This is a genomic window from Kosakonia quasisacchari, assembly GCF_004331415.1.
Lineage (GTDB): Bacteria > Pseudomonadota > Gammaproteobacteria > Enterobacterales > Enterobacteriaceae > Kosakonia > Kosakonia quasisacchari.
In genome coordinates this window covers 66379-92369 of the sequence record NZ_SJOP01000017.1, presented here as the reverse complement: position 1 = coordinate 92369, position 25991 = coordinate 66379, and the positions used below count along the sequence as shown (strand labels likewise).

Genomic DNA, 25991 nt, shown 5'->3' with positions numbered 1-25991 from the left:
ATTGCGCGCTGCGTAATCAGTATTGTTGAGAACATACGGGGTTGCGCGGTCAAAAGAGAACAACAATTGGCGATTTCATGGGTTTGCCGTAGAATGCCAGCCCTTAAATCGTGCACAACCCTAAAGGTGGTTCATCACAAACCCCGCATCGGATATCGCTTTTGATGCGCAAACACGGGACAGAGTAAATAATTGAACACACAATCGCGTTCGCATTCGCCGCTGGTGCAACTGGCCGGTATTCGCAAAAGCTTTGATGGCAAGAATGTCATTTCTGATTTTAATCTCACCATCAATAACGGCGAATTTCTGACGCTGCTTGGCCCTTCTGGCTGCGGTAAGACGACGGTTCTGCGCCTGATCGCCGGGCTGGAAAGCGTTGATGTCGGCCATATCCATCTTGATGCCCAGGATATCACCCACGTTCCGGCAGAACACCGCCATGTGAATACCGTTTTTCAAAGTTATGCCCTCTTCCCGCATATGACCGTGTTCGAAAACGTGGCATTTGGCCTGCGGATGCAAAAAACCCCGGCGCAAGACATTATCCCGCGCGTCACAGACGCATTGCGTATGGTGCAGCTCGATGAATTTGCCCAACGGAAACCGCACCAGCTCTCCGGTGGGCAGCAACAACGCGTCGCTATTGCTCGCGCGGTGGTCAATAAACCGCGTTTACTGCTGCTGGATGAATCGCTCTCCGCGCTCGACTATAAACTGCGCAAGCAGATGCAGAATGAACTGAAAGCCTTGCAGCGCAAACTCGGTATCACCTTTGTCTTTGTAACTCACGATCAGGAAGAAGCGTTGACCATGTCAGATCGCATCGTGGTGATGCGCGACGGGCGCATTGAGCAGGACGGCACCCCGCGCGAAATTTATGAAGAGCCGAAAAACCTGTTTGTCGCCAGCTTTATTGGTGAAATCAATATCTTCAGCGCCACGGTGATTGCGCGTCTGGACGACAGCCGTGTGCGGGCAAATGTCGAAGGCCGCGAGTGCAATATCTATGTCAACTTCGCGGTGGAAAAAGGTCAGCAGTTGAACGTACTGCTGCGCCCGGAAGATCTGCGTGTCGAAGAGATCCATGATATTGGCGAAACCGACGGGCTGATTGGCTATGTGCGCGAACGTAACTATAAAGGAATGACGCTGGAATCCATGGTTGAGCTGGAAAACGGCAAAATGGTGATGGTCAGCGAGTTCTTTAATGAAGACGATCCAGATTTTGACCACTCACTGGACCAGAAAATGGCCATCAACTGGGTAGAGAGTTGGGAGGTCGTACTGGCTGATGAAGAGTACAAGTAAATTCCAGAAGGGAGTGATCGCGACCATCGTCGGTTGGCTTGTACTGTTTGTTTTTCTGCCCAATCTGATGATCATTGCCACCAGCTTTTTGACCCGCGACGACGCTAACTTAGTCAAACTGGTCTTCACGCTGGATAACTACACCAGGCTGCTCGATCCGCTCTATTTCGATGTGCTGCTGCACTCGCTCAACATGGCGTTTATCGCCACGCTGGCGTGTCTGGCGCTGGGCTATCCGTTCGCCTGGTTTCTGGCGAAACTGCCGGCAAAGGTGCGCCCGTTACTGCTGTTTTTGCTGATTGTCCCTTTCTGGACTAACTCGCTGATCCGCATCTACGGGCTGAAAATTTTCCTCAGCACAAAAGGCTATCTTAACGAGTTTCTGCTGTGGCTGGGCGTTATCGATACGCCGCTGCGCATTATGTTTACCCCCGCCGCGGTGATTATCGGGCTGGTCTACATTCTGCTGCCGTTTATGGTGATGCCGCTCTACTCCAGTATCGAAAAGCTCGATAAGCCGCTGCTGGAAGCGGCAAAAGATCTCGGCGCCAGCAAGCTGCAAACGTTTATCCGTATCATTATTCCACTGACGATGCCGGGGATCGTCGCCGGTTGTCTGCTGGTGATGCTGCCAGCCATGGGGCTGTTTTACGTCTCGGATTTGATGGGCGGCGCAAAAAACCTGCTGATCGGCAACGTGATTAAGAGCCAGTTCCTGAACATCCGCGACTGGCCGTTTGGATCGGCAACCAGTATCACGCTGACTATCGTGATGGGGCTGATGCTGCTGGTTTACTGGCGCGCCGCGCGATTGCTGAATAAAAAGGTGGAGCTAGAATGATCGGTCGACTGCTGCGCGGCGGTTTTATGACCGCCATTTACGCTTACCTTTATATCCCGATCATTATTTTGATCGTCAACTCCTTTAACAGTTCACGCTTTGGCATCAACTGGCAGGGCTTTTCCACGCAGTGGTACAGCCTGTTGATGAATAACGACAGCCTGCTGCAGGCGGCGCAGCACTCGCTGACGATGGCGGTACTGTCGGCAACGTTCGCGACGCTGATTGGCTCGCTGACCGCCGTGGCGCTTTACCGCTACCGTTTTCGCGGCAAACCGTTTGTTAGCGGCATGTTGTTTGTGGTGATGATGTCGCCGGATATCGTGATGGCAATTTCGCTGCTGGTGCTGTTTATGCTGCTCGGCGTGCAGCTGGGTTTCTGGTCGCTGCTGTTTTCCCATATCACCTTCTGCCTGCCGTTTGTGGTGGTCACGGTGTTCTCGCGGCTGAAAGGGTTTGATGTGCGGATGCTGGAAGCGGCTAAAGATTTGGGTGCCAGCGAAATGACTATCTTGCGCAAAATCATCCTGCCGCTGGCGACGCCCGCTGTCGCCGCAGGCTGGCTGCTGAGCTTTACCCTGTCGATGGATGACGTCGTGGTTTCCTCTTTCGTCACCGGACCCGGGTATGAAATTCTGCCATTGAAGATTTACTCGATGGTCAAAGTCGGCGTATCGCCAGAAGTGAACGCGCTGGCGACGATCCTGCTCGTGCTGTCGCTGGTGCTGGTGATTGCCAGCCAGTTGATTGCGCGTGATACGACGAAAACAAAAAGCCTGCCTCACCAGGCGTAACTGATACTGCCTGTTCGGGCCCGGGAAGCTTATGGAAATCGGAGCGTACATACAGCGTTCGGGCCTGCAATGGTAACTAAAATCGCCTGCAAAACAGGCGCAAACTCAGGGGACGTTTGAATGAAAAAATGGTCACGCCACCTGCTCGCGGCGGGTGCACTTGCCCTCGGTATGAGCGCCGCACACGCCGACGACAACAACACACTCTATTTCTACAACTGGACTGAGTATGTACCGCCGGGCCTGCTGGAGCAGTTCACCAAAGAGACCGGCATCAAGGTTATCTATTCGACGTATGAATCGAATGAAACGATGTATGCCAAGCTCAAGACCTACAAAGAAGGCGCCTACGATCTGGTAGTGCCGTCGACCTACTTCGTGGACAAAATGCGCAAAGAGGGCATGATCCAGAAGATAGACAAAACGAAGCTAACTAACTTTCACAATCTCGACCCGGAGATGCTTAACAAACCGTTCGACCCGAATAACGATTACTCGATTCCGTACATTTGGGGCGCGACGGCGATTGGCGTTAACACTGACGCCATCGATGCAAAAACCATCACCAGTTGGGCAGATCTGTGGAAACCGGAATACAAAAGCAGCCTGCTGTTGACCGATGATGCGCGCGAAGTGTTCCAGATGGCGCTGCGCAAACTCGGTTATTCCGGCAACACCACCGATGTGAAAGAGATTGAAGCCGCGTATAAAGAGCTGCAAAAACTGATGCCAAACGTGGCGGCGTTCAACTCCGATAATCCGGCGAACCCGTATATGGAAGGCGAAGTGAACCTCGGTATGGTGTGGAATGGCTCCGCCTGGGTTGCGCGCCAGGCGGGAACGCCGCTGGAGGTCGTGTGGCCGAAAGAAGGCGGCATTTTCTGGATGGACAGCTTATCCATTCCCGCTAATGCGAAAAACGTCGATGGCGCCCTGAAGCTGATTAACTTCCTGCTGCGCCCGGAAATCGCCAAACAAGTTGCGGAAACCATCGGCTACCCGACGCCAAACCTGGCGGCGCGTAAGCTGCTCAAACCGGAAGTGGCAAACGATAAATCTCTCTATCCGGATGCCGAAACCATCCAGAAAGGTGAATGGCAAAACGATGTCGGTAGCGCCAGCGCCATTTATGAAGAGTATTACCAGAAGCTAAAAGCGGGCCGTTAACGCTATTGTCGACCGGGTAACTCACCCGGTCGACACCGTCAGGATCAACCCAGGACGGGCATTTTCCGCTTGCAGCGTCCAGCCGTGCGCCAGTGCAATTTCATGGCAAATCGCCAGCCCCAATCCCGCCCCGCTATCGCGTCGATGCGCGCCGCGCCAGAAGCGCGAAAACAGCAATGGCAACTCGGTTTCTGCCACGCCCGGCCCGACATCGCGCACCGTAAACCCGTTTTCGCTAACGACTGTTTGCACTACCGTACCGGGCGGCGCGTGCTGGATAGCGTTCTCGATCAGATTCTTGAGCAGGGTGAATAACGCCCCGCGATCGGCGCGCCAGCGTAGCGGATCGTCTGCCGTTGATAAGGTCAACGACACCTGTGCGTCTGCGGCAATGCGCTGGAGAAACTGCACACTATCGTGGGCAACCGCCTGCACATCAACCTGAGCAAACTGGTAGCTAAGTGGTTCACTGGCCTCAGCCAGCAGTAATAACTGCTGAACCTGGCGCGCCAGATGTTCGACCTGCAACAAGAGCGGTTCGCGCGCATCGAGTTGTTGATCCATCAATTCTACTTCTGCGCGTATCAGCGTCAGCGGCGTTTTTAACTCATGCGCCGCCTTCGCCAGGAAATCCTGCTGATTGCGATACCCTTTCTCCAGCCGAGCCAGCACCTGGTTGAAGCTGTCGATGAGTGGGGAAATCTCTGTCGGCACACCGTGCGTTTGCAGGCGAGCATCCAGCGATCGCGGTGAGATAAGCGCCGCCTCCGTCGAAACATTACGCAGCGGTTTCAGGGAATATTTCAACGTCACCCACGCACACAGCCCAAACACCACCAGCAACACCAGGCTGAACAACTCAATACCGAAGCGGATAAACGGTAAGGCGAAACCGCGATGCAGAAAATCGATAATGCGCGAGCTGGCGGCCATCTGGATCCACCACGTTTTTCCAGCAAGAACATACGGTTCGGTCGCGCCATCGTAAATCATGCCGTTAAGCGTGAATTTAAACTCTCGTGATACTTGCGGTGTCAGCGTCGGCCAGTGCTGCGCGCCAGGTGACATCAGCACGACTCGCCCTTCGTCATCCAGCACGCGATAAGCCACATCATCGGTGATGCTTTGGTAGATCCACAGGGGATATTGGTCGCCGTTGTTGAACCCGGTCGGCTGTCCGCGCGAATCAAACTGTAATTCCTGAGCCAGTCTGTGGGTGTAGTCAGAAAGATCCATCCCCGGTAAGCGCTCTTTCACCACCCTGCCAGACAGCACCAGCAACGCGATACTCAGCAGCGCGCCAGCGATAAACGCCAGCAGGATCTTCAGCGCCAGGCTATTCAGCCAACGTTTTTTCCCGGATGGCATAGCCCAATCCTCTGAGGTTAACAATCTGCAAGCGCGAACCAATCGCCGCTAACTTGCGCCTTAACCGGTGCAGCGCGACGTCGAGCGCGTTCGGCGTCACCGCATCGCTTAAGCCCCATCCGGCGGCTTCCATCCGGCTGCGGCGCACGACGCCGCCCTGCTTTCCCACCAGCGCTAACATGATTTGCAGCTCGGCAGGTGCCAACGCAATATGCTGTTCGCCGCACTGCATGATGCTGGCTTCCGGCGAGAGGGTTAAATCACCCCACGCCGGTTGCAGCGGCTGGCTTTGCGCCGGACGGCGCAACAAAGCACGTACACGCGCCACCAGCTCCTCCATGGCAAACGGCTTGGCAAGATAGTCATCTGCACCGGCCTCCAGCCCTTCTACGCGATCGTGCAGCGCATCACGGGCGGTGAGGATCAAACACGGGATCGCAACCTGTGCCTGGCGCAGGCGATGCAACAACTGGAGACCGTCGCCATCGGGCAAGCCGCGATCAAGCACCAGCCCCTGGTAGGTGACCTGCGCTATTGCCGTCCAGGCCGCATCGCCGCGCCCAACGATATCCGCCGCGATCCCCGCCACCGCCAGCCCTTTGGCAATCAGACGCGCCAGATGGTCGTGATCTTCAATCAGTAATATTCGGCTCATTAGAAATAGTACATATAACTCATAAAGATGCGATTTTCGTTAGTCCTGTCCACCAGCGGGCTGTCCTTAATGTCTGACGCCAGCAGCGTCATTTCCACATCAACCATCAGCGAGTGATGCTCATTGAACGCGTACAGGCTGCGTACGCCAATTTCGGTGTTAATAGCAGCATCCACACGGTACGCAGGCCGCCACGGACGTGCTTCACTGCTGCGCACGCCGTAGTAGTAATCGACATAGCTGCTGTTATAACGGCTGGCCACCAGGCGCGGCGTCAGCGTAAATTGCTCGCTCAGATGCCAGCTTTTTTCTGCGCCCAGGCGTAAACGCTGCCCGCTGCTATTGCCGGAAAGATCATGCGTCCAGTCGGTAAACAGATTCACCACCGAATTTTGCCACTCGATGCCCGCCCCGCCCCAGAATCCCCCTTTGCGCTTGTCCATCCCTTTCAGGATATCGGCATCATCGGACGAATAGCCTGCGCCATCGTAACGGGCTATTAGACCGATATTGAGCTGTTGGGTTTCACTGAGTTGCAGCGCGGGCAATTTAACTTCAGCCGCCGTGCCTAAAAAGCGGAAATAACGGTTTTCATAGTGCAGTACGGGGATCGGAGTGTACTGACGGTCACTATCCTGGTAAGGTTTTTGCGTGCTAATGACGCCGACGCCAATTCCCCAAACCGGCGGTTCTTCGGCCTGGGCGGTAAAGACAACAGACACGAGACTTGCTGCGACAACACAACGTGGCACAACAACCATGATGATGCTCCTGTTAGCGGTGGAAACGCTATCATCAGGGTCATTGTCTTACGGGGAACTTACCGGAGATTTTCACGATAGTCACAAGCTGGCGCGTGGCGAACAGATCAGTAAAAAGCGCGCTAAACCGCCATCCTCTTCGCTAAAAAAGGATGGCGTTGATGGTTAAAGCCCTTTCAGCAGCTTTTCGACATATTCCGGCACAACCTGGCTTGCCAGCCCGTAATGTTTCTCTTCGAACTCGCTGCCAACCTGGCTGGGCTCCAGGTTCAGCTCTACAGTGTGCGCGCCTTGCAGTTTCGCTTCATGCACAAACCCGGCAGCCGGATAGACATGACCGGATGTGCCAATCGCGATAAACACATCCGCCATTGCCAGCGCACTGTAAATCTCGTCCATCCCCAGCGGCATTTCGCCAAACCACACCACATGCGGGCGCAACGGTGCCGGGAACTGACAGCAGTGGCATTTATCATCGTGAGTGACATCGCCCGTCCACGCCAGCACCTGCCCGCTCTGCGAGCAACGCACTTTCAGCAGTTCGCCGTGCATATGGATAATGTTTTTATTGCCCGCGCGCTCGTGCAGATTGTCGATGTTTTGCGTGATCAGCAAAAAGCGATCGCCCAGCGCCTGCTCCAGCTTCGCCAGCGCCAGATGCGCGGCATTCGGCACAATCTCTGGCAGTTGCAGTTGCCTGCGCCGATCATTATAGAAGGTTTGCACCAGTTGCGGGTTACGGGCGAAACCTTCCGGCGTCGCGACATCTTCAACATGATGCTCTTCCCACAGCCCGTCTGCCGCGCGGAAGGTTCGAATACCGGATTCAGCGGAAATGCCCGCTCCCGTCAGAACGACGACTCTTGGTTTTTCCATTACGTCTGGCACCATTGTGTCTCTGAAAAAAACTCGCTGGCGTAAGCGCTCGCGCAAACGGCGTTTGTTGCGGCGAAAACGGCTGAGATGATGTGAACGTCGCGATTGCATAGCATCCTCTCAGATTAGTCAGTGAGATGAAGAAAGGCCGCGCCGCGCATCCCGCCGGCATCGCCGTGGCGCGCGCGTTCGATACGCGGAACATCGCCTGCCGGTAACAGATGCGGCGCAATGCGCGCGGGCAACAGCCGGGTCAGCGCGCTGAAATTCGATAAGCCGCCGCCAATCACCAGCAGATCCGGGTCGACGATGGTCAGAATATTGCCCAGACACACTGCTAGCAGATCCACATAACGTTCCACGTGCGCCAGCGCCTTCGCATCGCCCTGTTCCCAGCGCGTAATGATTTCCGGCGCTGACAAAGATTGATGATAGAAGTGTCTGTACAGCCACGCAAAACCGCGACCAGAGAGATAGTTTTCAATACAACCGATTTTTCCGCAGCCGCAGCGGGTAAGCGGGAAATCAAAGCCCATCAGCCCCAGCGCATCGACCGGCAAGCGGATATGGCCAAACTCACCGGTGATAAAGCGACGGCCAGGGACAGATTTACCATTGACCACCAGCCCACCGCCAACGCCAGTACCGAGGATTAACCCCATCACCAGCGGATACTGACGAAATTCGTCATCCCAGGCTTCGGAGAGCGTAAAGCAGTTGGCGTCGTTGTCGATACGCACATTGCGTTCAAGCAATGCAGTGAGGTCGGCGCGCAGCGGTTGACCGCTGGCGGCGGGAAGATTCGCGGCATACAACGTGCCGTCGGCGGTTTCCGGCATGCCGGGAATGCCGATGCCAACGCTGCCTTTCACATCAAAATGCGCATCCGCTTCGGCAACCAGTTCGGCAATGGCGCGCAGAAACGCTTCATAGCTCTCGTGCGGGGTAGCGACGCGCTTTTCCCACTGTAAGCGCCGGTTGGCGTCAAAGACGCCCAACGCGATTTTACTGCCGCCGATATCAAATCCGTAATTCATTGCCACTCCTTCGTTGTGGCCCGTTCCACGCGGAATTACTGCCCGCTCAGCACTCTTGCAGGATCAATATTGCTCGCCCGGCGCGCCGGATACCAACTTGCCAGCAGACTCAACGCCAGCGCGGTCACCAGCACATAGACAACATCCAGCGGGTGCAGCTCCGATGGCAGGAAATCGATAAAGTAGATATCTCCCGACAGGAACTGATGGCCTATCAGCTTTTCAATCACGTTAATGATTGGCGTCAATTGCAACGACACGACAACGCCGATCACCACACCGCTGATGCTGCCAAGCAGGCCCGCCAGCAGACCGTACCAGACGAAAATGGCGCGAATAAGCCCATCTTTCGCCCCGAGAGTACGCAGCACAGCAATGTCGCCACTCTTGTCTTTTACCGCCATGACCAGCGTCGAGACAATATTAAAACAGGCCACGCCAATCACCAGTACCATCGCCAGATACATGATGGCGCGGATCATCTGAATGTCGCGGTACATGTAGCCGTACTTACCGATCCAGCTTTTGATATAGACGTAGCTGTTGGTCACTTCACCGGCGTCGCGCACCAGTTTGTTGGCGTTAAACACATCATTCACTTTGATGTCGATACCGGTGACGCTGCCGCCCATATCCAAATATTGCTGCGCATCCTGCATCGGGATCATCGCATAGCTGTGATCAAGCTGGCCGCTCAGTTGCAGAATACCCGTTACATGCAAACGTACGCGTTTGGGTTGCAGCAGTTTATGCGCGTCATCGGAGTTGGGGATCATGATAGAAACCCAATCGCCCTGCTTCACTTTCAGTGCATCGGCCACGCCCTTACCGAGAATGATCTGCTGCTCACCGGCACGAAAATTTTGCCAGGCGTCACCCTGTACAAATTTCGGCAAGGCGCTGAGCTGCGTTTCCTGCACCGGGTCAACGCCTTTCACCTGAATCGCACGCAGGTTCGCACCACTTTCCACCAGCCCGGTAAAATTAATATAGGGCGCAGCGGCGGCAATGCCCGGCACTTTTTTCACTTTTTCCAGCGCCGTATCCCAGTTAGTCCACGGCTGATTCACCGGTTCGATTTCACCGTGCGGTACTACTGCCAGAATGCGGTTGTTCAGCTCACGTTCGAAACCGTTCATCGCACTTAATCCGACAATCAGCACCGCTACGCCCAGCGCGATACCAACGGTGGAGATCACCGAAATCAGCGAGACCATGCCGCCACGGCGGCGGCCCCGGCTAAAACGCAGCGCAATCAATAAAGAGAGGGGGGAGGCCATTACTCGGCCCCCATCAGGGTGACTTCAGTGTTCAGGCGACCATCGCGCATTTCCAGTTGGCGGTTCATGCGTTTCGCCAGTTGTAAATCATGTGTCACCACGAGAAACGCGGTGCCCTGCATTTTGTTCAGCTCGCCCAGCAGTTCGAAAATGCTGTCCGCGTTACGCGCATCCAGGTTCCCGGTTGGTTCATCCGCCAGCACCAGGCGCGGGTTGTTGACCAGCGCGCGGGCAATCGCCACACGCTGGCGTTCACCGCCGGAGAGCTCTGAAGGACGGTGGCTGGCGCGATGTTCAAGCCCAACCGCGTGTAGCATTTCCCGGGCACGCTCATTAATTTCTGCCGGTTTCTTTTTGCCAATCAGCAGCGGCATCGCCACGTTTTCCAGCGCGGTAAAGTCCGGCAACAGATGGTGAAACTGGTAGATAAAGCCTAACTCCCGGTTACGCAGTTCCGCTTTGGCGGTCGAGGAGAGTTTGCTCATCGGCTGGTCACGGAAAATCACATCGCCCGAGGTCGGGGTATCCAGCCCGCCCAACAGGTGCAACAGCGTACTTTTGCCGGAGCCGGAACTGCCGACAATCGCCATTAACTCCCCTTCCGCCATGCTAAAGCTGACATCGTGCAGTACGTCGGTTTGCACACTGCCTTCCTGATAGCGTTTGCACAGGTTGTCGCATTGCAACAGGATCTTATTCATAACGTAAAGCCTCAGCGGGTTGAGTGGCGGCGGCGCGCCAGGAAGGATAAAGCGTAGAGAGCAGCGCGATGGCCATCGCCACCAGCGCAATACCAATGACCTGCAGCGGCTCAATTGCCACCGGCAAGGCGGCACCATCAAGGAAGGCGCCGATAATGGGCATCAGGTTATTCAACTGGCTGGCGAGCAGCGCGCCCAGCCCGGCACCCAGCAACGCGCCAATAATCCCGGCGCTGGCCCCCTGTACCATAAACACCGCCATGATTTGACGTGGGGTTAAGCCCTGGGTTTGCAAAATCGCCACTTCGCCCTGTTTTTCCATCACCATCAGGCCGAGCGAGGTAATAATATTGAATGCCGCAACGGCAATGATCAGGCTCAACAGCAGCCCCATCATATTTTTTTCCATCCGCACGGCCTGGAACAGTTCGCCTTTACGGTCGCGCCAGTCCTGCCATTTGGTACCTTCCGGCAGTTTCTGTTGGCTGAGCACATCGACTTTCAGCGGCTCGCTCAACCACAAACGCCAGCCGGTAATATTTCCTGCCGGGTAGCGCATCAGGCGCGAGGCGTCGTCAATATTGACCAGCATCTGGTATTCATCGACTTCGCTGTTCGCAGCAAACGTGCCGACCACGGTGAACAAGCGCTGGCTGGGCAAACGGCCCATCGGCGTAAACTGGCTGGCGGACGGCACCATCACGCGAATTTGATCGCCACGGTTCACACCCAATTGCCCGGCCAGTTGCTCACCGAGGATAATGTTGTATTTACCCGCTTGCAGGTCGCTTTGTTTGACATTGACCAGGTACGGTGTCAGCGGGTCGTTTTGCGCCGGATCGATGCCCATCATCACACCCACCGCAACGCTGCGCGCGCTCTGTAACACCACATCGCCTGTGGTGAGCGGCGCAATACGCGTTACGCCCTGCAATTTGACCTGACTTGCCGGGAGCTGTTCTGGATTCAATGAGCCATTTTGCGTGGTAAGGGTGGCCTGCGGCATCAGCCCCAGGATGTTGTTTTGCAGCTCGCGCTCAAAGCCATTCATCACCGATAACACCGTTACCAGCGCCATTACACCGAGGGTGATGCCAATGGTTGACAGCCAGGAGACAAAGCGGCCAAAGCGGTCCGCTGCGCGCCCGCGCATATAGCGCAGGCCTATGAAAAGAGTGACAGGCTGGTACATGAAATCCGTCTGGTTGCTGATAGCAGAGTGAGGAGTATATAAGCGAAAGCACAGAGCGTAAATGAGTGAAACGGTAAGTATTCGTCAGACATATACGGAAAAATTCCGTGAAATCAAACCAATAAACAACCATCGGCCAGTTTGCATTTCCGTTTGTTTGTACGGCTGTTGACCGTTAACTCCCCCTCACCTTAATCCGAAAATGAACAAATACAGACACTTCCCCAATACATCGCCCTCCAGCATGACCAGGATCAACGGCCAGAATTTTGGCAAAACAGGCAACAATGTTAATGAAACAGAAAGCATTATGGATTAATCAAATCAAGGGGTTATGTATTTGTCTGGTCGTGGTTTATCACTCAGTCATCACGTTTTACCCGCATCTTTCTACTTTTCAGCACCCGTGGTCGCAAACCCTTTCTAAGTGCTGGATTTACTTCAACCTTTACCTCGCGCCGTTTCGTATGCCGGTGTTCTTTTTTATCTCCGGCTATCTCATTCGCCGTTATATAGACGATGTACCGTGGAAAGATACGCTTGATAAGCGTATCTGGAGCATCGTCTATGTGCTGGCGCTGTGGGGCGTATTGCAATGGGCTGGTCTAAGCCAGATTAATGACTGGCTTGCGCCGCAGCGCGATCTGAGTAATGCCGCCAACGCGGCTTACGCGGAGAACTGGCGCGAGTTCCTTCAGGGCATGCTCACCGCCAGCACCAGCTTGTGGTATCTCTATGCGCTGGTGGTCTATTTCACGCTTTGTAAACTGCTTAGCAACTGGAAAGTGCCGGTATTAGCGCTGATGATCCTGGCAAGCCTGGCGATTAATTACCTGCCGCTGCCGTGGTGGGGGATGAATAGCGTGGTGCGCAATATGATTTTCTATTCGCTCGGCGCCTGGTATGGGGCAAGCGTAATGGAGTGGGTCAAAACCGTGTCGATCCGCCGTTACGGGTTGCTGTTCGCGCTGGCGGCCGTGGTGGCTTTCGGGCTGTGGATGTTCAATATGCCACTGCCGCTGTGCCTGCTTTCCATCGTGGGCATTATGCGTTTATTCCAGATGCTGGAGCAGCGTTTTCCACCCGACGAAAAGAGCCTGCTGAACGTGGTCGGCTCTAATACGCTGGCGATTTACACCACGCATCGCATTCTGATTGAAGCCATCAGCCTTGCGCTGCTCAAACCGATGAACGCGGGCGCGTGGCCGCAAACAGTCGAACTGGCGCTGCTGTTAGTCTATCCTTTCGCCACGTTGCTGATTTGTACGCTGGCTGGGCTGATGGTGCGAAAAGTGTCGTCGGCGCTGTTCGCTGATCTCTTTTTCACGCCGCCAACGAAACATCTCACGACGGTGCAAGCGCGTTAATCCTGCGCGTTGTATTGGCTAAAGCCGCCTAATCACAGATAATAATGGTATTGCGTATCAGGGATATGCCCCCATAACGGGGGCATATCCATAACGAGATCTTGATATCCCCATGCCTGAACAATACCGTTATTCCCTGCCTGTCAAAGCAGGCGACCAGCGCCAGTTTGGCGAACTGACAGGTGCTGCCTGCGCCACCGAAGTTGCGGAAATCATTGAGCGCCATCCTGGCCCGGTCGTGCTGATTGCGCCGGATATGCAAAACGCGCTGCGCTTGCAGGATGAGATTGGTCAATTTACCGATAACCTGGTGATGAACCTTGCCGACTGGGAAACGCTGCCATATGACAGCTTCTCGCCACATCAGGAAATTATCTCTTCCCGCTTGTCGACGTTATATCAACTGCCCTCCATGCAGCGCGGCGTGCTGATTGTTCCGGTGAATACGCTGATGCAGCGCGTTTGCCCGCACAGTTACCTGCATGGCCATGCGCTGGTGATGAAAAAGGGGCAACGCTTATCGCGCGATGAGCTGCGCAACCAGCTTGATAGCGCGGGTTATCGCCATGTTGATCAGGTAATGGAGCATGGGGAATATGCCACGCGCGGCGCGCTGCTCGATCTCTTTCCGATGGGCAGTGAGCAGCCCTTCCGTCTCGACTTTTTCGACGACGAAATCGACAGTTTACGACTGTTCGACGCTGATACGCAGCGCACGCTGGAAGAAGTCGAGGCGATTAACTTGCTCCCCGCGCACGAATTCCCGACCGATAAAAACGCCATTGAGCTGTTCCGTAGCCAGTGGCGCGATAAATTTGAGGTCAAACGCGACGCAGAACATATCTATCAGCAAGTCAGCAAAGGTACGTTGCCTGCCGGGATCGAGTACTGGCAACCGCTGTTTTTCAGCGAGCCGCTGCCGCCGCTGTTCAGCTATTTCCCGGCAAATACGTTGCTGGTCAACACCGGTAATCTGGAAAACAGTGCCGAACGCTTCCAGCAGGAAACGCAGGCGCGTTTTGAGAACCGTGGCGTCGATCCGATGCGCCCTCTTCTGCCGCCAGAAATGCTGTGGCTTCGCGTTGATGAGTTCTACAGCGAGCTGAAGAAATGGCCGCGGATCCAGTTGAAAACCGAACATCTGTCCGACAAAGCCGCGCATGTTAACCTGGGCTACCAGTCGTTACCGGATCTGGCGGTACAGGCGCAGCAGAAATCACCGCTCGATAACCTGCGTAAGTTTCTGGAATCGTTCGGCGGACCGGTGGTGTTTTCCGTCGAAAGTGAAGGCCGCCGCGAAGCGTTAATCGAACTGCTGGCGCGCATCAAAGTTGCGCCGAAGCGCATCATGCGTCTCGACGAAGCCGAAGCGCCTGGCGCATATCTGATGATCGGCTCAGCAGAACACGGTTTTATCGATACCTTGCGCAGCCGGGCGCTGATTTGTGAAAGCGACCTGCTCGGTGAGCGCGTCGCCCGTCGCCGTCAGGACACGCGACGCACCATTAACCCGGATACCCTGATCCGCAACCTCGCCGAGCTGCATGACGGCCAGCCGGTGGTGCACCTGGAGCATGGCGTGGGACGTTATGCCGGAATGACCACGCTGGAAGCGGGCGGCATCAAAGGTGAATATCTGATGTTGACCTACGCGGGTGATGCCAAATTGTACGTGCCCGTTTCGTCGCTGCATTTAATCAGCCGCTACGCAGGCGGTGCGGAAGAGAACGCGCCGCTGCATAAATTGGGGAGCGATGCCTGGTCGCGCGCGCGGCAAAAAGCGGCGGAGAAAGTGCGCGATGTTGCCGCTGAGCTGCTGGATATTTACGCTCAGCGCGCAGCCAAAGCGGGCTTCGCTTTTAAACATGACAAAGAGCAGTACCAACTTTTCTGCGACAGTTTCCCGTTTGAAACCACGCCGGATCAGGCGCAGGCCATTAACGCAGTGCTCAGCGATATGTGCCAGCCGCTGGCAATGGACCGGCTGGTGTGCGGCGATGTCGGCTTCGGTAAAACCGAAGTCGCGATGCGCGCGGCGTTTCTTGCGGTTGAAAACAATAAGCAGGTGGCGGTGCTGGTACCCACCACCCTGCTCGCTCAGCAGCACTTCGATAATTTCCGCGATCGCTTCGCCAACTGGCCGGTGCGTATTGAAATGCTTTCGCGCTTTCGCAGCGCCAAAGAGCAAGCGCAGATCCTGGAGCAGGCCGCAGAAGGGAAAATCGATATTCTGATTGGCACTCACAAGCTGCTGCAAAGCGATGTCAAAATGAAGGATCTCGGTCTGTTAATTGTCGATGAAGAGCACCGTTTCGGTGTACGTCACAAAGAGCGTATTAAAGCGATGCGCGCCGATGTGGATATCCTGACGCTGACCGCCACACCGATCCCCCGTACGCTGAATATGGCGATGAGCGGTATGCGCGATCTGTCGATTATTGCAACCCCACCCGCGCGCCGTCTGGCGGTAAAAACCTTTGTACGCGAGTACGACAGCCTGGTGGTCCGCGAGGCGATGCTGCGTGAAATCCTGCGCGGTGGGCAGGTCTACTATCTCTACAACGACGTGGAAAATATCCAGAAAGCCGCAGGCAGGCTGGCGGAATTGGTGCCGGAAGCGCGCATCGCCATCGGGCACGGGCAGATGCGTGAACGCGAGCTGGAGCGGGTGATGAATGATTTCCACCATCAACGTTTCAATGTGTTGGTGTGCACCACCATTATTGAAACCGGGATCGACATTCCGACCGCCAATACCATCATTATTGAACGCGCCGATCACTTTGGCCTTGCCCAGCTACACCAGTTGCGCGGGCGCGTTGGACGTTCACACCACCAGGCCTATGCGTGGTTGCTGACGCCGCATCCTAAAGCCATGACCACCGATGCGCAAAAACGTCTGGAGGCCATCGCCTCACTGGAAGATTTAGGTGCGGGCTTTGCGCTGGCAACGCATGATCTGGAGATTCGCGGCGCGGGTGAACTGCTGGGCGAAGATCAGAGTGGGCAGATGGAAACCATCGGTTTCTCGCTCTATATGGAGCTGCTGGAAAACGCGGTCGATGCACTGAAAGCGGGCCGTGAACCATCACTGGAAGATCTCACCAGCCAGCAAACAGAAGTTGAATTACGTATGCCTTCGCTGTTGCCGGATGATTTTATTCCTGACGTCAATACGCGCTTGTCCTTCTATAAACGCATCGCTAGCGCCAAAGATGAGAACGCGCTGGAGGAGATTAAAGTCGAGCTGATTGACCGTTTCGGTTTGTTGCCAGATGCGGCGCGGAACCTGCTGGATATCGCCCGCTTGCGCCAGCAGGCGCAAAAATTGGGGATCCGCAAGCTCGAAGGCAATGAGAAAGGCGGCATGATTGAGTTCAACGAGAAAAACCATGTCAACCCGGCGTGGCTGATTGGCTTACTGCAGAAACAACCGCAACACTTCCGACTGGACGGCCCAACGCGATTGAAATTTATGCAAGACCTGAGTGAGCGCAAAGCGCGTATGGATTGGGTTCGTAACTTTATGCAGCAGCTCGGCGAAAACGCGGTAGCCTGATAAAAATGCTCCAGGCCGGGTCGCACGACCCGGCTCCTTTACTTCCCTCAACATTTACAAATATTTTGCAATATTCCAGGATTTCCCTACACGCAGACCTACCATAATTCCATCACACAGCTTTATAGCAATAACCTTATGATTTACATGGATTATGGTAATGATTAAAACGTCGCGTTTCCTTCACTGGCTCGCGCTGCTGGCCGCCGCTGCCACTGTCGCTCTTGCTCTACCTGCACAGGCTAATACCTGGCCTTTACCTCCTTCCGGCAGTCGCCTCGTTGGCGAGAACCGTTTTCATGTCGTGCAGAACGACGGCGGTTCACTGGAGGCGATTGCCAAAAAATACAATGTGGGTTTCCTTGCACTTTTGCAGGCCAACCCGGGTATTGACCCGTATGTCCCGCGCGCGGGCAGCGTACTGACCATTCCGCTGCAAACGCTGCTACCCGATGTGCCGCGCAAAGGCATTGTGATCAACCTCGCCGAGCTGCGCCTCTATTACTATCCGCCGGGTAAAAACGAAGTCACTGTTTACCCGATCGGCATTGGTCAACTGGGTGGCGATACGCTGACACCAACCATGGTCACAACGGTTTCTGATAAACGCGCGAACCCGACCTGGACACCCACCGCGAATATTCGTGCACGCTACAAAGCACAGGGAATTGATCTGCCAGCGGTGATGCCTGCCGGACCGGATAACCCAATGGGACACCATGCCATTCGCCTTGCCGCGTTTGGTGGCGTCTATTTACTGCATGGTACTAACGCAGATTTCGGTATCGGTATGCGCGTTAGCTCTGGCTGCATTCGCCTGCGTGACAAGGACATTTCTAACCTGTTTGCCCAGGTTTCCCCGGGTACGCCAGTGAATATCATCAATACGCCAATCAAAGCGTCAGTTGAGCCTGATGGTAGGCGGCTGGTTGAAGTGCATCAGCCGCTATCGAAATCGATTAACGATGATCCCAAAACGTTACCCATCGTGCTGAATGGCGCGATGCAAGCGTTTAAAGATGATGCGCGTAGTGATGCAGCAGTGATGAATCATGTGATGGAAGTGCGTTCCGGGATGCCGGTCGATATCTCCCGCCAGACTGAAAATGCGCCACAGGTGATGTAACTGCCCTACCGACGTAAAAAAGGCCCTGCGATAATTCGCGGGGCCTTTTTTATAGCTATAGCGTCGTGTTGCGCTTATTTGTAGAGAACAGCAGTGCCGTGCAGGTTATCGGAGCCGGTCACAGAGGTGATGCGAAACGATTTCGCGCCCATCTGATCGGCTTTCTGTGCCAGTTCATCTTCAACAGAGGCGAGGTTGGAATTTGCACGCACACCAACGGTCGCGACTTCTTGCTGGCCTGCCGGAGCAGATTGCACTTCAACGGCAGCGAAGCTGGCGAAAGAGAGAGAACTCAGTACAGCAGCGGTAAACAGCGCAGTGATATTTTTCATGATGTCTTTCCTGGATGCAGATGAAGGATGTCGTTAAACATTAAATTAACGATTGATATACAAATCGTAGATGTGATCTGCATCATGCGTCAATGAATTTTTATAATGATCGTTAAATAAAATTAAATTCATTTAAAATTCATAAAGATATGATTTATCAATATGTGCTGATTTGCTGCTGGTTATCTGCCGTAATTATTTTTATAATGGTCATTCAACAAACTAACAAAGGTTAGGCGGCGATATGACCAGTGAAGTCAGCAGTTGCACCAAAAAAAGCCGTGGCCGACCGAAAGTGTTCGACAGGGAAGCGGCGCTCGACAAAGCCATGACGCTATTTTGGCAACATGGTTACGAAGCCACATCATTATCCGATCTCGTCGAAGCGACCGGCGCGAAAGCGCCGACGCTGTACGCCGAGTTCACCAATAAAGAGGGGCTGTTTCGCGCCGTCCTCGATCGTTACATCACCCGGTTCGCGCGTCAGCACGAAGCACAGTTGTTGTGCGAAGAAAAATCTGTGGAAAGTGCGCTGCGGGATTACTTCACCGCCGTGGCCAAGTGTTTTACCAGCACGGATACGCCCGCTGGGTGCTTTATGATCAACACTTCGGCGACGCTGGCGGCATCGTCACAGGCGATTGCGAACACCATAAAATCGCGACACGCGCAGCAGGAAGAGACGCTACGTCAGTTCCTCACAGCTCGCCAGCTACGCGGTGAAATTCCACAAGCAGTTGACACGCTCGCATTAGCGCAGTTTTTAGGATGTATTTTGCAGGGTATGTCCATCAGCGCGCGTGAAGGCGCGAGTTGTGAAAAACTTCTGCAAATTATTCAAACCACCCTGCGGCTGTGGCCGGATTTGATCAAAGCCTGAAAAAAAATGAGACGGGAAACCGTCTCATCTCGCCTCTGTGATAGAGATATCACATTTCAATAATAGGTAAAACCTATCAGCATTTCCCCCTGCTTTGCTATTCTTAATTGTCATTATTGCGCGGCTAATGATTAGTGCGGGTGATACAAATAATGAGCATCATGATGATGCAACTGCGTACTTACTTTCCTTTGCTCTCACCCTAAGTGCTGTATTGAACGACTTTCGAGGATAAAGGGTATTTACCTGTGCTTAACACATGCAGAAGGAAAATGGAGATGATTTTGCTATTACCATTCATTAAAGTGTTAATAGTAATAACATTATTATTTGGTCTGTGGGTTTTGTTGGGTGGTTCAGTACTGTTTGCGTTTATCTCAATTGTGATAACAGGCCTGCTGCTGGTTCGCCAACATGACTTTATTTAATTGATTAAAGCCTTGCAGAAATGTGAGGCTTTTTTAATGAAAAAAGGCTCCTCAGCCTGAGCGATGAGGAGCCAACATGCAGAGTACTTCTGTTTTACGCTTTGTTATTCAAAACAAGCTGACCGTTGCCATCCAGCGGAATTTGCGTACCGGGATCTTTATCCATGCGGATTTTTCCTTGCTGGTCACCAATTTTATACGTCACGTCATAGCCAAGCATTTTTTCGCTTTTGTCATACACGGTGCTGCAACGTTGCTGAGTGGTGGTGTAAGTATCCCTTTCTTGCATCCCACCCTGAATCTGATTACCCGCATAACCACCACCTAATGCGCCGACCACAGTAGCAACATCTTTACCGCGACCGCCACCAAGCTGGTGTCCCAGTACGCCCCCCGCTACTGCGCCAAGAACAGAACCGGTAATACGGTTTTCATCTTGTACGGGGCGACGATGCGTCATTGTCACATTTCGACACTCCTGACGTGGCGTTTTAACCGTTTCCTTGATTTGCGTCGCAGAAACCACTTGCGCGTACTGAGGACCACGCTCAAACACGTTCAGGCTGGCAACTGCGGCAACGCCCAGTGCAGCGGCCACGCCAATACCGATACCCGCTAACATTGATTTATTCATCAGGATTCTCTCCCTGGTTGCTATTGGTAACAATTTTGCAACTTCGCAAGTAAGGAAGCCAATCAGAAAGAGCGTAAAAAGAGGGATAGTAGGTATGAAAATAGCGACATTCAGAGTTATCCGAGCGGTTTAACGCCACCGACAGGGGGATATGCTGCTCCCTGGGCAGATAAAGCCGCAGGGAGCAGAATAGCGTTAGTGCAATTTGAGGCGCGGGCGAATCACCCGGTTAATACTGCCGACCAGCATCATCAAGCCAGTTTTGAAATAGCCATGTAGCGCGACCTGGTGCATACGGTACAGCGAGATATACACGAAGCGCGCAATGCGGCCTTCAACCATCATCGAACCACGCATCAAGTTGCCCATCAGGCTACCCACAGTCGAGAAATTCGACAGTGAAACCAGCGAGCCATGATCCTTATAGACGTAAGATTTCAGCGGCTTACCTTTGACCTGCGCAAGAATGTTATGCAGAGCGAGGCTTGCCATTTGGTGAGCTGCCTGCGCACGCGGCGGTACAAAACCGCCTTCCGGGCGCGCGCAAGAAGCGCAATCACCAATGGCGTAAATATCCGCATCGCGGGTGGTTTGCAATGTTGGCTCGACCACCAGTTGGTTAATACGGTTGGTTTCCAGCCCGCCAATCTCTTTCATAAAGTCCGGCGCTTTAATACCCGCCGCCCACACCATCAGATCGGCGTTGATGTATTCGCCCTCTTTCGTGTGCAGACCGCCTTCATCGGCGCTGGTCACCATCGTTTGGGTCAACACGCGCACGCCCATTTTGGTCAACTCGTTATGCGCAGCACCAGAAATCCGTGGTGGCAGCGCCGGCAGAATACGTTCGCCGGCTTCAACCAACGTCACATTCAGCGCTTCGTTTGTCAGGCCTTTGTAACCATAACTGTGCAGCTGTTTCACCGCATTGTGCAGCTCCGCAGAGAGTTCAACACCGGTTGCCCCGCCGCCGACAATGGCGATGTTGACTTTGCCGCTAGCACCAAGGTTCGCCGAATATTTCAGGAACAGATTAAGCATCTCCTGGTGGAAACGGCGCGCCTGGTGTGGGTTGTCGAGGAAAATACAGTGCTCTTTCACACCCGGGGTGTTGAAGTCGTTCGAGGTACTGCCGAGCGCCATCACCAGCGTGTCATAGGCCAGTTTACGCTCCGGTACCAGTAAATCGCCCTTCTCATCACGCAGTTCAGCAAGCGTAATGGTTTTGCTTTCGCGATTAATATCGACGACAGAACCGAGCTGGAACTGGAAATGGTGATTACGCGCGTGCGCCAGGTAGCTCAGCGCATCGACGCCTTCATCCAGCGAACCGGTTGCCACTTCGTGCAGTAACGGTTTCCACAAGTGGCTATGGTTACGATCAACAAGCGTGATTTTCGCTTTTTTGCCGCGGCCAAGCTTTTTACCTAACTGCGTCGCCAGTTCCAGACCACCAGCACCACCGCCTACAATTACAATTTTCTTTAATGGTGTAGTCAACGTGACCCCCTAAAATATTAACCAATTGTTAATTAAAAGTTATAAAAATAGCCTTTATTTAACAACAGGTTACGTGCCTGCAACCTGATATTGACGCCGAGAATAACACGAACGGTTCAATGGTCATACCAAAATTGATGTGCATCAAGTTTTGATGCTTAAAAGATGAGCAAGTGTAGTCAATAGACAAAACAATGCCCGGCGAAACGCAAAGATAAAAATAACACCGGCAGGTTAGATAACCTGCCGGAAGGGGGGATTAACCGAGGGTTTTAAAGGCTTTAATACGCTGGAGATGCGGTGAGATGTTCTTGAATTTATGAGACTGTTCTTCGTCCCAGACAATTTCGTAGTAGTGGTGCAACTCCTCGGCTGAACGCTGGCTATTCAGTGCCTCATCCTGGCGCGAGAGGATCACCAGGCAGCGATCGCGGTTTTTCTCACGAAAGTTGGAAACGCATTTGGTTGCAATATCCTGATACTCTTCCGGGCGGTCAATTTTCCCTTCCATATTCTCATAAGGGAACAGGTTAGGATTAAGGATCACTTGACGGATATCGCACAAGAAACCGATGCGTTCGGCCCAGTAACCACCAAGGCCAACACCGCAAATCAGCGGACGCTCATCAATATTAAGCTGCAACATTTTATCCACTTCTTTCAGCAGATGCTGCATGTCATGCTTCGGGTGACGCGTGCTGTAACTGATCAGACGCACATCCGGATCAATAAATTGCAGTTGCAACACTTTTTCATGGTTGCCGGGGCTGTTTGAGTCAAAACCATGTAAATAGATAATCATTGTATCCTCACCACTTCGACATCGCGTCCGCAGGAATTAACGAGCTTCTTTGTGCTCCTGCCAGCGCATATGCAACTGTTCCAGCTCTTTATGGGCAGCCTTCCAGCGCGCTGAACTCATCAACTCCTGACGAGAATATGAACCTTTATGATACAAATGCGTAACACGTTGTGCATTGATCGGCGACAGGTTATCTAACACGCTTACTGCGCCTTTACGATTATTACAGACCAGGATCATATCGCAACCGGCGTCCAGAGATGCCTGGCCACGTTCGGCGTAACTGCCCATAATCGCCGCGCCTTCCATTGATAAATCGTCCGAAAAAATAACGCCGTTAAAACCCAATTCACCGCGTAATACGGTTTTCAGCCAATACGGCGAACCGCTGGCAGGACGCGGATCCGCATCGGTATAGATCACGTGCGCGGGCATAATCGCATCGAGTTTGTTTTGCTCAATGAGGCTGCGAAATATCGTCATATCATGTACGCGGATCTCGCCTTGTGGTCGCGGGTCGCGTGGCGTTTCTTTATGGGAATCGGCCGTGACCGCTCCGTGTCCGGGAAAATGTTTACCGGTGGTTTTCATCCCAGCGCTGTGCATTCCGTCGATAAAACGCGTTGCCATAGCCAGTGCTTTCGACGGGTCTTCATGATACGAACGCTCGCCAATCGCCGCGCTGATATGCCCAACATCCAGCACCGGGGCAAAACTGATGTCGATATCCATCGCGATCATTTCGCTGGCCATTAGCCAACCCGCCTCCTGCGCCAGGCGACCGCCTTCCTCCAGCCCACGCAAAGCAGCAAAAGATTGTGCGGCGGGCAAGCGGGTAAAGCCATCGCGAAAGCGCTGCACGCGCCCGCCCTCCTGATCGACCGCCACCACCAAACGATGATGCGAAGCACTGCGGATCTGGCGCACCAGTTCACGTAATTGTTCGGGATCGTGATAATTACGGGTAAAGAGGATCAGGCCGCCAACCAGCGGGTGCGCCAGAATCTCGCGTTCTTCCGCATCCAGTTCGTACCCTTCCACATCCAACATCACTGGGCCCACATTTTCCTCTCTTATTCTTTTGTCACTAACTGACACCATGTTTCATTCGCCAGCGTAATAAATTGTTGATCGCCCGTTTGCTGCCAGCGGCACTCATACCAGCCAGCCATTAGCATCAATACCCACGGACGCCAGCGCCTGACCTGGCGCCACAGTTGAGCGGGATTGATGGCAGACTGTTGCGCATAGCGATTCACCAGTTCCTGCCGTTGCGCTTCGTTTTGCGTCCATACTGCTGACAATTCCAGCGCGATATCGCCGTCGCCTGCGTATTCCCAGTCGATCAGACGCAAACCCGAATCACTCTGCACCAGGTTTCCAGCGTGGACATCCATATGTAACGGAGCCAGTCGTAGCGGCACAGGCTCTTTTTGCTGACGCAGCTGTTTTAACTGCCGCAGCCAGAATGGCGTACGCCGCGAGCGTGCACTCTGCTGCCAATAACCTTCAAGCAGCGGCAATAATGTTATCCGCCAGCCAAATAGAGACTGTCGGTGTAAATCATACAGTAACGGCACCAGTTCCCCCGCCTGCGGCAGCTCGGCGCAGACCTCACCGGGTAGATAATCGACGGCCATCCACTCGCCGGTAAATAAGCGCGGACGTGGCGTAATAGACGCTGGCAAACGACGGAGTAAGCGATACTGGCGCAGAAAAGGCGATGATGTCGCACTGTGCCTTTTTCGCAGCACCAGCGTATGCCGCCCATCGCTAATAAGACAACTCCCGCCGCTGAGCCCGCTATTCTGTCTGGCGACGGGAGTATAGGTCGGAAAATAGCGTGACAACACCTCGTCACGCGTCTGTTTATTGTTGCTGAACCGCACCTTTACCCGACCAGATAATTTCGCCGGTTTGTACCAGCATTAATTGCATTTGCAGCGCCGGTGCGTTGACATTCCCGGTCGCGTTGGAGTAGAGCACATACTGCGCCCCGACGTTACGGGCAATACCGATGGCTTTACTGCGCGTACCGAGGCTGTCTTGTGGAGAAAGCCCCAGTTGCTGCTTCGCTACCGCCAGTTGCTGCTCGGTAACAAGCGTAAACTTACCGTTATTGGCTAACGCGTTGCGCACGACACCCGTCGGTTCAGCCGTGTTGATGGAACCGTTGGTTCGATTATTTACGCTGTCCACTAACAGCACACTTCCTGCGTTAGCGCCGCTGGCCTGCAGCATTTTGCCAACCATCGGCTGAACGGCACTGTTCCAGTCAAAATGACGTTCACGCGGCGCGGGTTGTCCCGTCTGATCCTGGTGCTCAATCGGGCCCGGTTGCTGCTGCGGGAGCGTCGGGACAGAAGGCACCGACGGTACCGGTTGTTGCGGCTGCACCGGCGTGGGTTGCTGCGGTGCGCCTGCCCCACCCGCCTGATCAACCGGTGCGGGTTGCTGATCGCTAATACAGCCCGCAAGCAGCACGGCCAGGGTTGTCAGTAGCGCGTAGCGTCCAATAGTTTTAATCAAGAGTCACCCCTTACAGGTAAAGATAAAGTCTGACGCTGTGCGCACCCAAATAGTTGGCGCTGCCATACAGCGTCACGCCCGAATTCCCCGGAATCGTGACGGTTCGCGGCGCTTCCAGCGGGTGCATTTCCAGACCTCTGGCGTCATACCAGAAAAAACGATAATGCACGGTAACGGGCTGCTGTCTTTCATTAAACAACTGTGAAAACGCGGAAGGCTGGAGTTCCTGCGTACTTAACGTCGGCGGCTGCGCAATAATCCCGGACGCCAGAATGCTCGATTCCATCACTAACGTCTGGTCGTCGGCGACCGGGATCGTTGGACGTGAACTGCACCCCGCCAGCATTAGCGCTGTCAGCCATAATGCGACACGCCCGTTCGTCATATCAAAGACCTTTATGAGCCAGCATCGGCCCCAGTGCGCGCCCGCCGAGCAGGTGCATATGAATATGATAAACCTCCTGCCCGCCATGACGATTACAGTTCATGATCAAACGGTAACCGTCTTCAGCAATCCCCTCATCACGGGCGATTTTCGCCGCAACAGTCACCATGCGACCCAGCGCCTGCTCGTGCGCTTCGGTCACGTCGTTCACGGTTGGAATCAGGATGTTTGGCACAATCAGGACATGTGTTGGAGCCTGCGGAGAGATGTCGCGAAAAGCGGTAACCAGTTCGTCCTGGTAAACAATATCCGAGGGAATTTCGCGGCGAATGATTTTACTGAAAATGGTTTCTTCGGCCATGACGTTTTCCTTTTATGTACGCGGAGCCAGCCCGCAGCCGTCGTCAATTACGTGCCCTAGAGTATGATCGAGATTCTCTTGTTGTTTCAACCAAAACGCTGTTTT

The 25991-nt window shown here is 54.0% G+C and carries 25 protein-coding genes; 8 read left to right on the top strand and 17 right to left on the bottom strand.

The window, feature by feature from the left end; genetic code table 11:
- Positions 1-192 precede the first annotated feature (192 nt).
- The 4 genes from potA to potD all read left to right on the top strand — a co-directional run bounded on the left by potA (position 193) and on the right by potD (position 4113).
- Entirely contained in the window at positions 193-1311 is a 1119-nt protein-coding gene (gene potA / locus E0L21_RS17835) for a spermidine/putrescine ABC transporter ATP-binding protein PotA (RefSeq protein WP_131411835.1), read from the top strand.
- Entirely contained in the window at positions 1295-2152 is an 858-nt protein-coding gene (potB, locus tag E0L21_RS17830) for a spermidine/putrescine ABC transporter permease PotB (protein ID WP_131411833.1), read from the top strand. Before potA ends, potB begins: the two co-directional genes overlap by 17 nt.
- Positions 2149-2946: a spermidine/putrescine ABC transporter permease PotC gene (potC, locus tag E0L21_RS17825; RefSeq protein ID WP_131411831.1), complete on the top strand. Its 798-nt coding sequence runs from the start codon at positions 2149-2151 to the stop codon at positions 2944-2946. Before potB ends, potC begins: the two co-directional genes overlap by 4 nt.
- Positions 2947-3066: 120 nt before the next feature.
- Positions 3067-4113 carry a spermidine/putrescine ABC transporter substrate-binding protein PotD gene (potD, locus tag E0L21_RS17820; RefSeq protein WP_131411829.1) on the top strand — a complete coding sequence of 349 codons (1047 nt, stop codon included), beginning with the start codon at positions 3067-3069 and terminating at the stop codon, positions 4111-4113.
- A gap of 21 nt (positions 4114-4134) precedes the next feature.
- Here the strand turns inward: potD and E0L21_RS17815 are convergent, their stop codons facing one another.
- The 8 genes from E0L21_RS17815 to lolC all read right to left on the bottom strand — a co-directional run bounded on the left by E0L21_RS17815 (position 4135) and on the right by lolC (position 11983).
- Positions 4135-5481 (bottom strand): ATP-binding protein, encoded by a 1347-nt coding sequence (locus tag E0L21_RS17815; protein WP_131411827.1) that lies wholly within the window; start codon positions 5479-5481, stop codon positions 4135-4137.
- Positions 5450-6136 carry a response regulator transcription factor gene (locus E0L21_RS17810; RefSeq protein WP_131411825.1) on the bottom strand — a complete coding sequence of 229 codons (687 nt, stop codon included), beginning with the start codon at positions 6134-6136 and terminating at the stop codon, positions 5450-5452. The genes E0L21_RS17815 and E0L21_RS17810 overlap by 32 nt, the downstream gene beginning before the upstream one ends.
- Positions 6136-6897 (bottom strand): MipA/OmpV family protein, encoded by a 762-nt coding sequence (locus tag E0L21_RS17805; protein ID WP_131411823.1) that lies wholly within the window; start codon positions 6895-6897, stop codon positions 6136-6138. The genes E0L21_RS17810 and E0L21_RS17805 overlap by 1 nt, the downstream gene beginning before the upstream one ends.
- Before the next feature lie 165 nt (positions 6898-7062).
- The gene (cobB, locus tag E0L21_RS17800) at positions 7063-7884 is read right to left on the bottom strand and encodes a Sir2 family NAD+-dependent deacetylase (RefSeq protein ID WP_131411821.1); all 822 of its coding nucleotides are present in this window, start codon (positions 7882-7884) and stop codon (positions 7063-7065) included.
- A 14-nt stretch (positions 7885-7898) separates the two neighbouring features.
- On the bottom strand, positions 7899-8810 hold the full coding sequence (nagK, locus tag E0L21_RS17795) for an N-acetylglucosamine kinase (RefSeq protein ID WP_131411819.1): 912 nt from the start codon (positions 8808-8810) through the stop codon (positions 7899-7901).
- A gap of 35 nt (positions 8811-8845) precedes the next feature.
- A complete protein-coding gene (gene lolE, locus E0L21_RS17790; RefSeq protein ID WP_131411817.1) occupies positions 8846-10090 on the bottom strand; it encodes a lipoprotein-releasing ABC transporter permease subunit LolE in 1245 nt (414 codons plus the stop codon).
- A complete protein-coding gene (gene lolD / locus E0L21_RS17785; RefSeq protein WP_131411815.1) occupies positions 10090-10791 on the bottom strand; it encodes a lipoprotein-releasing ABC transporter ATP-binding protein LolD in 702 nt (233 codons plus the stop codon). Before lolD ends, lolE begins: the two co-directional genes overlap by 1 nt.
- Complete coding sequence (gene lolC, locus E0L21_RS17780; protein WP_131411813.1) at positions 10784-11983, bottom strand: lipoprotein-releasing ABC transporter permease subunit LolC; 1200 nt, start codon at positions 11981-11983, stop codon at positions 10784-10786. The genes lolD and lolC overlap by 8 nt, the downstream gene beginning before the upstream one ends.
- A gap of 293 nt (positions 11984-12276) precedes the next feature.
- Here lolC and E0L21_RS17775 point away from each other — a divergent pair, with 293 nt between their 5' ends.
- From E0L21_RS17775 to ldtC, 3 genes are all read left to right on the top strand, one after another.
- The gene (locus E0L21_RS17775) at positions 12277-13350 is read left to right on the top strand and encodes an acyltransferase family protein (protein ID WP_131411811.1); all 1074 of its coding nucleotides are present in this window, start codon (positions 12277-12279) and stop codon (positions 13348-13350) included.
- Between the two features lie 112 nt (positions 13351-13462).
- Positions 13463-16909 carry a transcription-repair coupling factor gene (gene mfd / locus E0L21_RS17770; protein WP_131411809.1) on the top strand — a complete coding sequence of 1149 codons (3447 nt, stop codon included), beginning with the start codon at positions 13463-13465 and terminating at the stop codon, positions 16907-16909.
- 160 nt (positions 16910-17069) lie between these two features.
- The gene (ldtC, locus tag E0L21_RS17765; RefSeq protein WP_131411807.1) at positions 17070-18035 is read left to right on the top strand and encodes a L,D-transpeptidase LdtC; all 966 of its coding nucleotides are present in this window, start codon (positions 17070-17072) and stop codon (positions 18033-18035) included.
- A gap of 74 nt (positions 18036-18109) precedes the next feature.
- Here ldtC and bhsA read toward each other — a convergent pair whose 3' ends face one another.
- Complete coding sequence (gene bhsA, locus E0L21_RS17760) at positions 18110-18367, bottom strand: multiple stress resistance protein BhsA (protein WP_131411805.1); 258 nt, start codon at positions 18365-18367, stop codon at positions 18110-18112.
- A gap of 244 nt (positions 18368-18611) precedes the next feature.
- On the opposite strand from bhsA, the gene E0L21_RS17755 reads away from it, so the two are divergent.
- Positions 18612-19247 (top strand): TetR/AcrR family transcriptional regulator, encoded by a 636-nt coding sequence (locus tag E0L21_RS17755; RefSeq protein WP_065368728.1) that lies wholly within the window; start codon positions 18612-18614, stop codon positions 19245-19247.
- A 522-nt stretch (positions 19248-19769) separates the two neighbouring features.
- On the opposite strand, the gene E0L21_RS17750 is transcribed toward E0L21_RS17755, so the two are convergent.
- From E0L21_RS17750 to hinT, 8 genes are all read right to left on the bottom strand, one after another.
- Positions 19770-20309: a glycine zipper 2TM domain-containing protein gene (locus E0L21_RS17750; RefSeq protein WP_131411803.1), complete on the bottom strand. Its 540-nt coding sequence runs from the start codon at positions 20307-20309 to the stop codon at positions 19770-19772.
- Positions 20310-20504: 195 nt separating this feature from the next.
- Complete coding sequence (locus E0L21_RS17745) at positions 20505-21809, bottom strand: NAD(P)/FAD-dependent oxidoreductase (RefSeq protein WP_131411801.1); 1305 nt, start codon at positions 21807-21809, stop codon at positions 20505-20507.
- A 259-nt stretch (positions 21810-22068) separates the two neighbouring features.
- Positions 22069-22611: an alpha/beta hydrolase YcfP gene (gene ycfP / locus E0L21_RS17740; RefSeq protein WP_131411799.1), complete on the bottom strand. Its 543-nt coding sequence runs from the start codon at positions 22609-22611 to the stop codon at positions 22069-22071.
- 36 nt (positions 22612-22647) lie between these two features.
- Positions 22648-23673: a beta-N-acetylhexosaminidase gene (gene nagZ, locus E0L21_RS17735; protein ID WP_131411797.1), complete on the bottom strand. Its 1026-nt coding sequence runs from the start codon at positions 23671-23673 to the stop codon at positions 22648-22650.
- Positions 23674-23684: 11 nt separating this feature from the next.
- On the bottom strand, positions 23685-24500 hold the full coding sequence (gene thiK / locus E0L21_RS17730) for a thiamine kinase (RefSeq protein ID WP_131411795.1): 816 nt from the start codon (positions 24498-24500) through the stop codon (positions 23685-23687).
- Positions 24481-25140, bottom strand: a complete 660-nt coding sequence (gene lpoB / locus E0L21_RS17725) for a penicillin-binding protein activator LpoB (RefSeq protein WP_131411793.1) — start codon at positions 25138-25140, stop codon at positions 24481-24483. Before lpoB ends, thiK begins: the two co-directional genes overlap by 20 nt.
- A 10-nt stretch (positions 25141-25150) precedes the next feature.
- Positions 25151-25525 (bottom strand): YcfL family protein, encoded by a 375-nt coding sequence (locus tag E0L21_RS17720; RefSeq protein WP_131411791.1) that lies wholly within the window; start codon positions 25523-25525, stop codon positions 25151-25153.
- A 1-nt stretch (position 25526) separates the two neighbouring features.
- On the bottom strand, positions 25527-25886 hold the full coding sequence (gene hinT / locus E0L21_RS17715) for a purine nucleoside phosphoramidase (protein ID WP_020457459.1): 360 nt from the start codon (positions 25884-25886) through the stop codon (positions 25527-25529).
- Positions 25887-25991: the final 105 nt, after the last annotated feature.

Excerpts from the sequence above, each read along its gene's own strand:
- lolD (WP_131411815.1), bottom strand. The coding sequence starts at position 10,791 with ATGAATAAGATCCTGTTGCAATGCGACAACCTGTGCAAACGCTATCAG.
- potD (WP_131411829.1), top strand. The coding sequence starts at position 3,067 with ATGAAAAAATGGTCACGCCACCTGCTCGCGGCGGGTGCACTTGCCCTC.
- E0L21_RS17750 (WP_131411803.1), bottom strand. The coding sequence starts at position 20,309 with ATGAATAAATCAATGTTAGCGGGTATCGGTATTGGCGTGGCCGCTGCA.
- hinT (WP_020457459.1), bottom strand. The coding sequence starts at position 25,886 with ATGGCCGAAGAAACCATTTTCAGTAAAATCATTCGCCGCGAAATTCCC.
- ycfP (WP_131411799.1), bottom strand. The coding sequence starts at position 22,611 with ATGATTATCTATTTACATGGTTTTGACTCAAACAGCCCCGGCAACCAT.
- lolC (WP_131411813.1), bottom strand. The coding sequence starts at position 11,983 with ATGTACCAGCCTGTCACTCTTTTCATAGGCCTGCGCTATATGCGCGGG.
- ldtC (WP_131411807.1), top strand. The coding sequence starts at position 17,070 with ATGATTAAAACGTCGCGTTTCCTTCACTGGCTCGCGCTGCTGGCCGCC.
- potC (WP_131411831.1), top strand. The coding sequence starts at position 2,149 with ATGATCGGTCGACTGCTGCGCGGCGGTTTTATGACCGCCATTTACGCT.
- E0L21_RS17810 (WP_131411825.1), bottom strand. The coding sequence starts at position 6,136 with ATGAGCCGAATATTACTGATTGAAGATCACGACCATCTGGCGCGTCTG.
- bhsA (WP_131411805.1), bottom strand. The coding sequence starts at position 18,367 with ATGAAAAATATCACTGCGCTGTTTACCGCTGCTGTACTGAGTTCTCTC.
- lolE (WP_131411817.1), bottom strand. The coding sequence starts at position 10,090 with ATGGCCTCCCCCCTCTCTTTATTGATTGCGCTGCGTTTTAGCCGGGGC.
- nagK (WP_131411819.1), bottom strand. The coding sequence starts at position 8,810 with ATGAATTACGGATTTGATATCGGCGGCAGTAAAATCGCGTTGGGCGTC.
- cobB (WP_131411821.1), bottom strand. The coding sequence starts at position 7,884 with ATGCAATCGCGACGTTCACATCATCTCAGCCGTTTTCGCCGCAACAAA.
- E0L21_RS17815 (WP_131411827.1), bottom strand. The coding sequence starts at position 5,481 with ATGCCATCCGGGAAAAAACGTTGGCTGAATAGCCTGGCGCTGAAGATC.
- E0L21_RS17720 (WP_131411791.1), bottom strand. The coding sequence starts at position 25,525 with ATGACGAACGGGCGTGTCGCATTATGGCTGACAGCGCTAATGCTGGCG.
- potB (WP_131411833.1), top strand. The coding sequence starts at position 1,295 with ATGAAGAGTACAAGTAAATTCCAGAAGGGAGTGATCGCGACCATCGTC.
- E0L21_RS17775 (WP_131411811.1), top strand. The coding sequence starts at position 12,277 with ATGAAACAGAAAGCATTATGGATTAATCAAATCAAGGGGTTATGTATT.
- E0L21_RS17805 (WP_131411823.1), bottom strand. The coding sequence starts at position 6,897 with ATGGTTGTTGTGCCACGTTGTGTTGTCGCAGCAAGTCTCGTGTCTGTT.
- mfd (WP_131411809.1), top strand. The coding sequence starts at position 13,463 with ATGCCTGAACAATACCGTTATTCCCTGCCTGTCAAAGCAGGCGACCAG.
- E0L21_RS17755 (WP_065368728.1), top strand. The coding sequence starts at position 18,612 with ATGACCAGTGAAGTCAGCAGTTGCACCAAAAAAAGCCGTGGCCGACCG.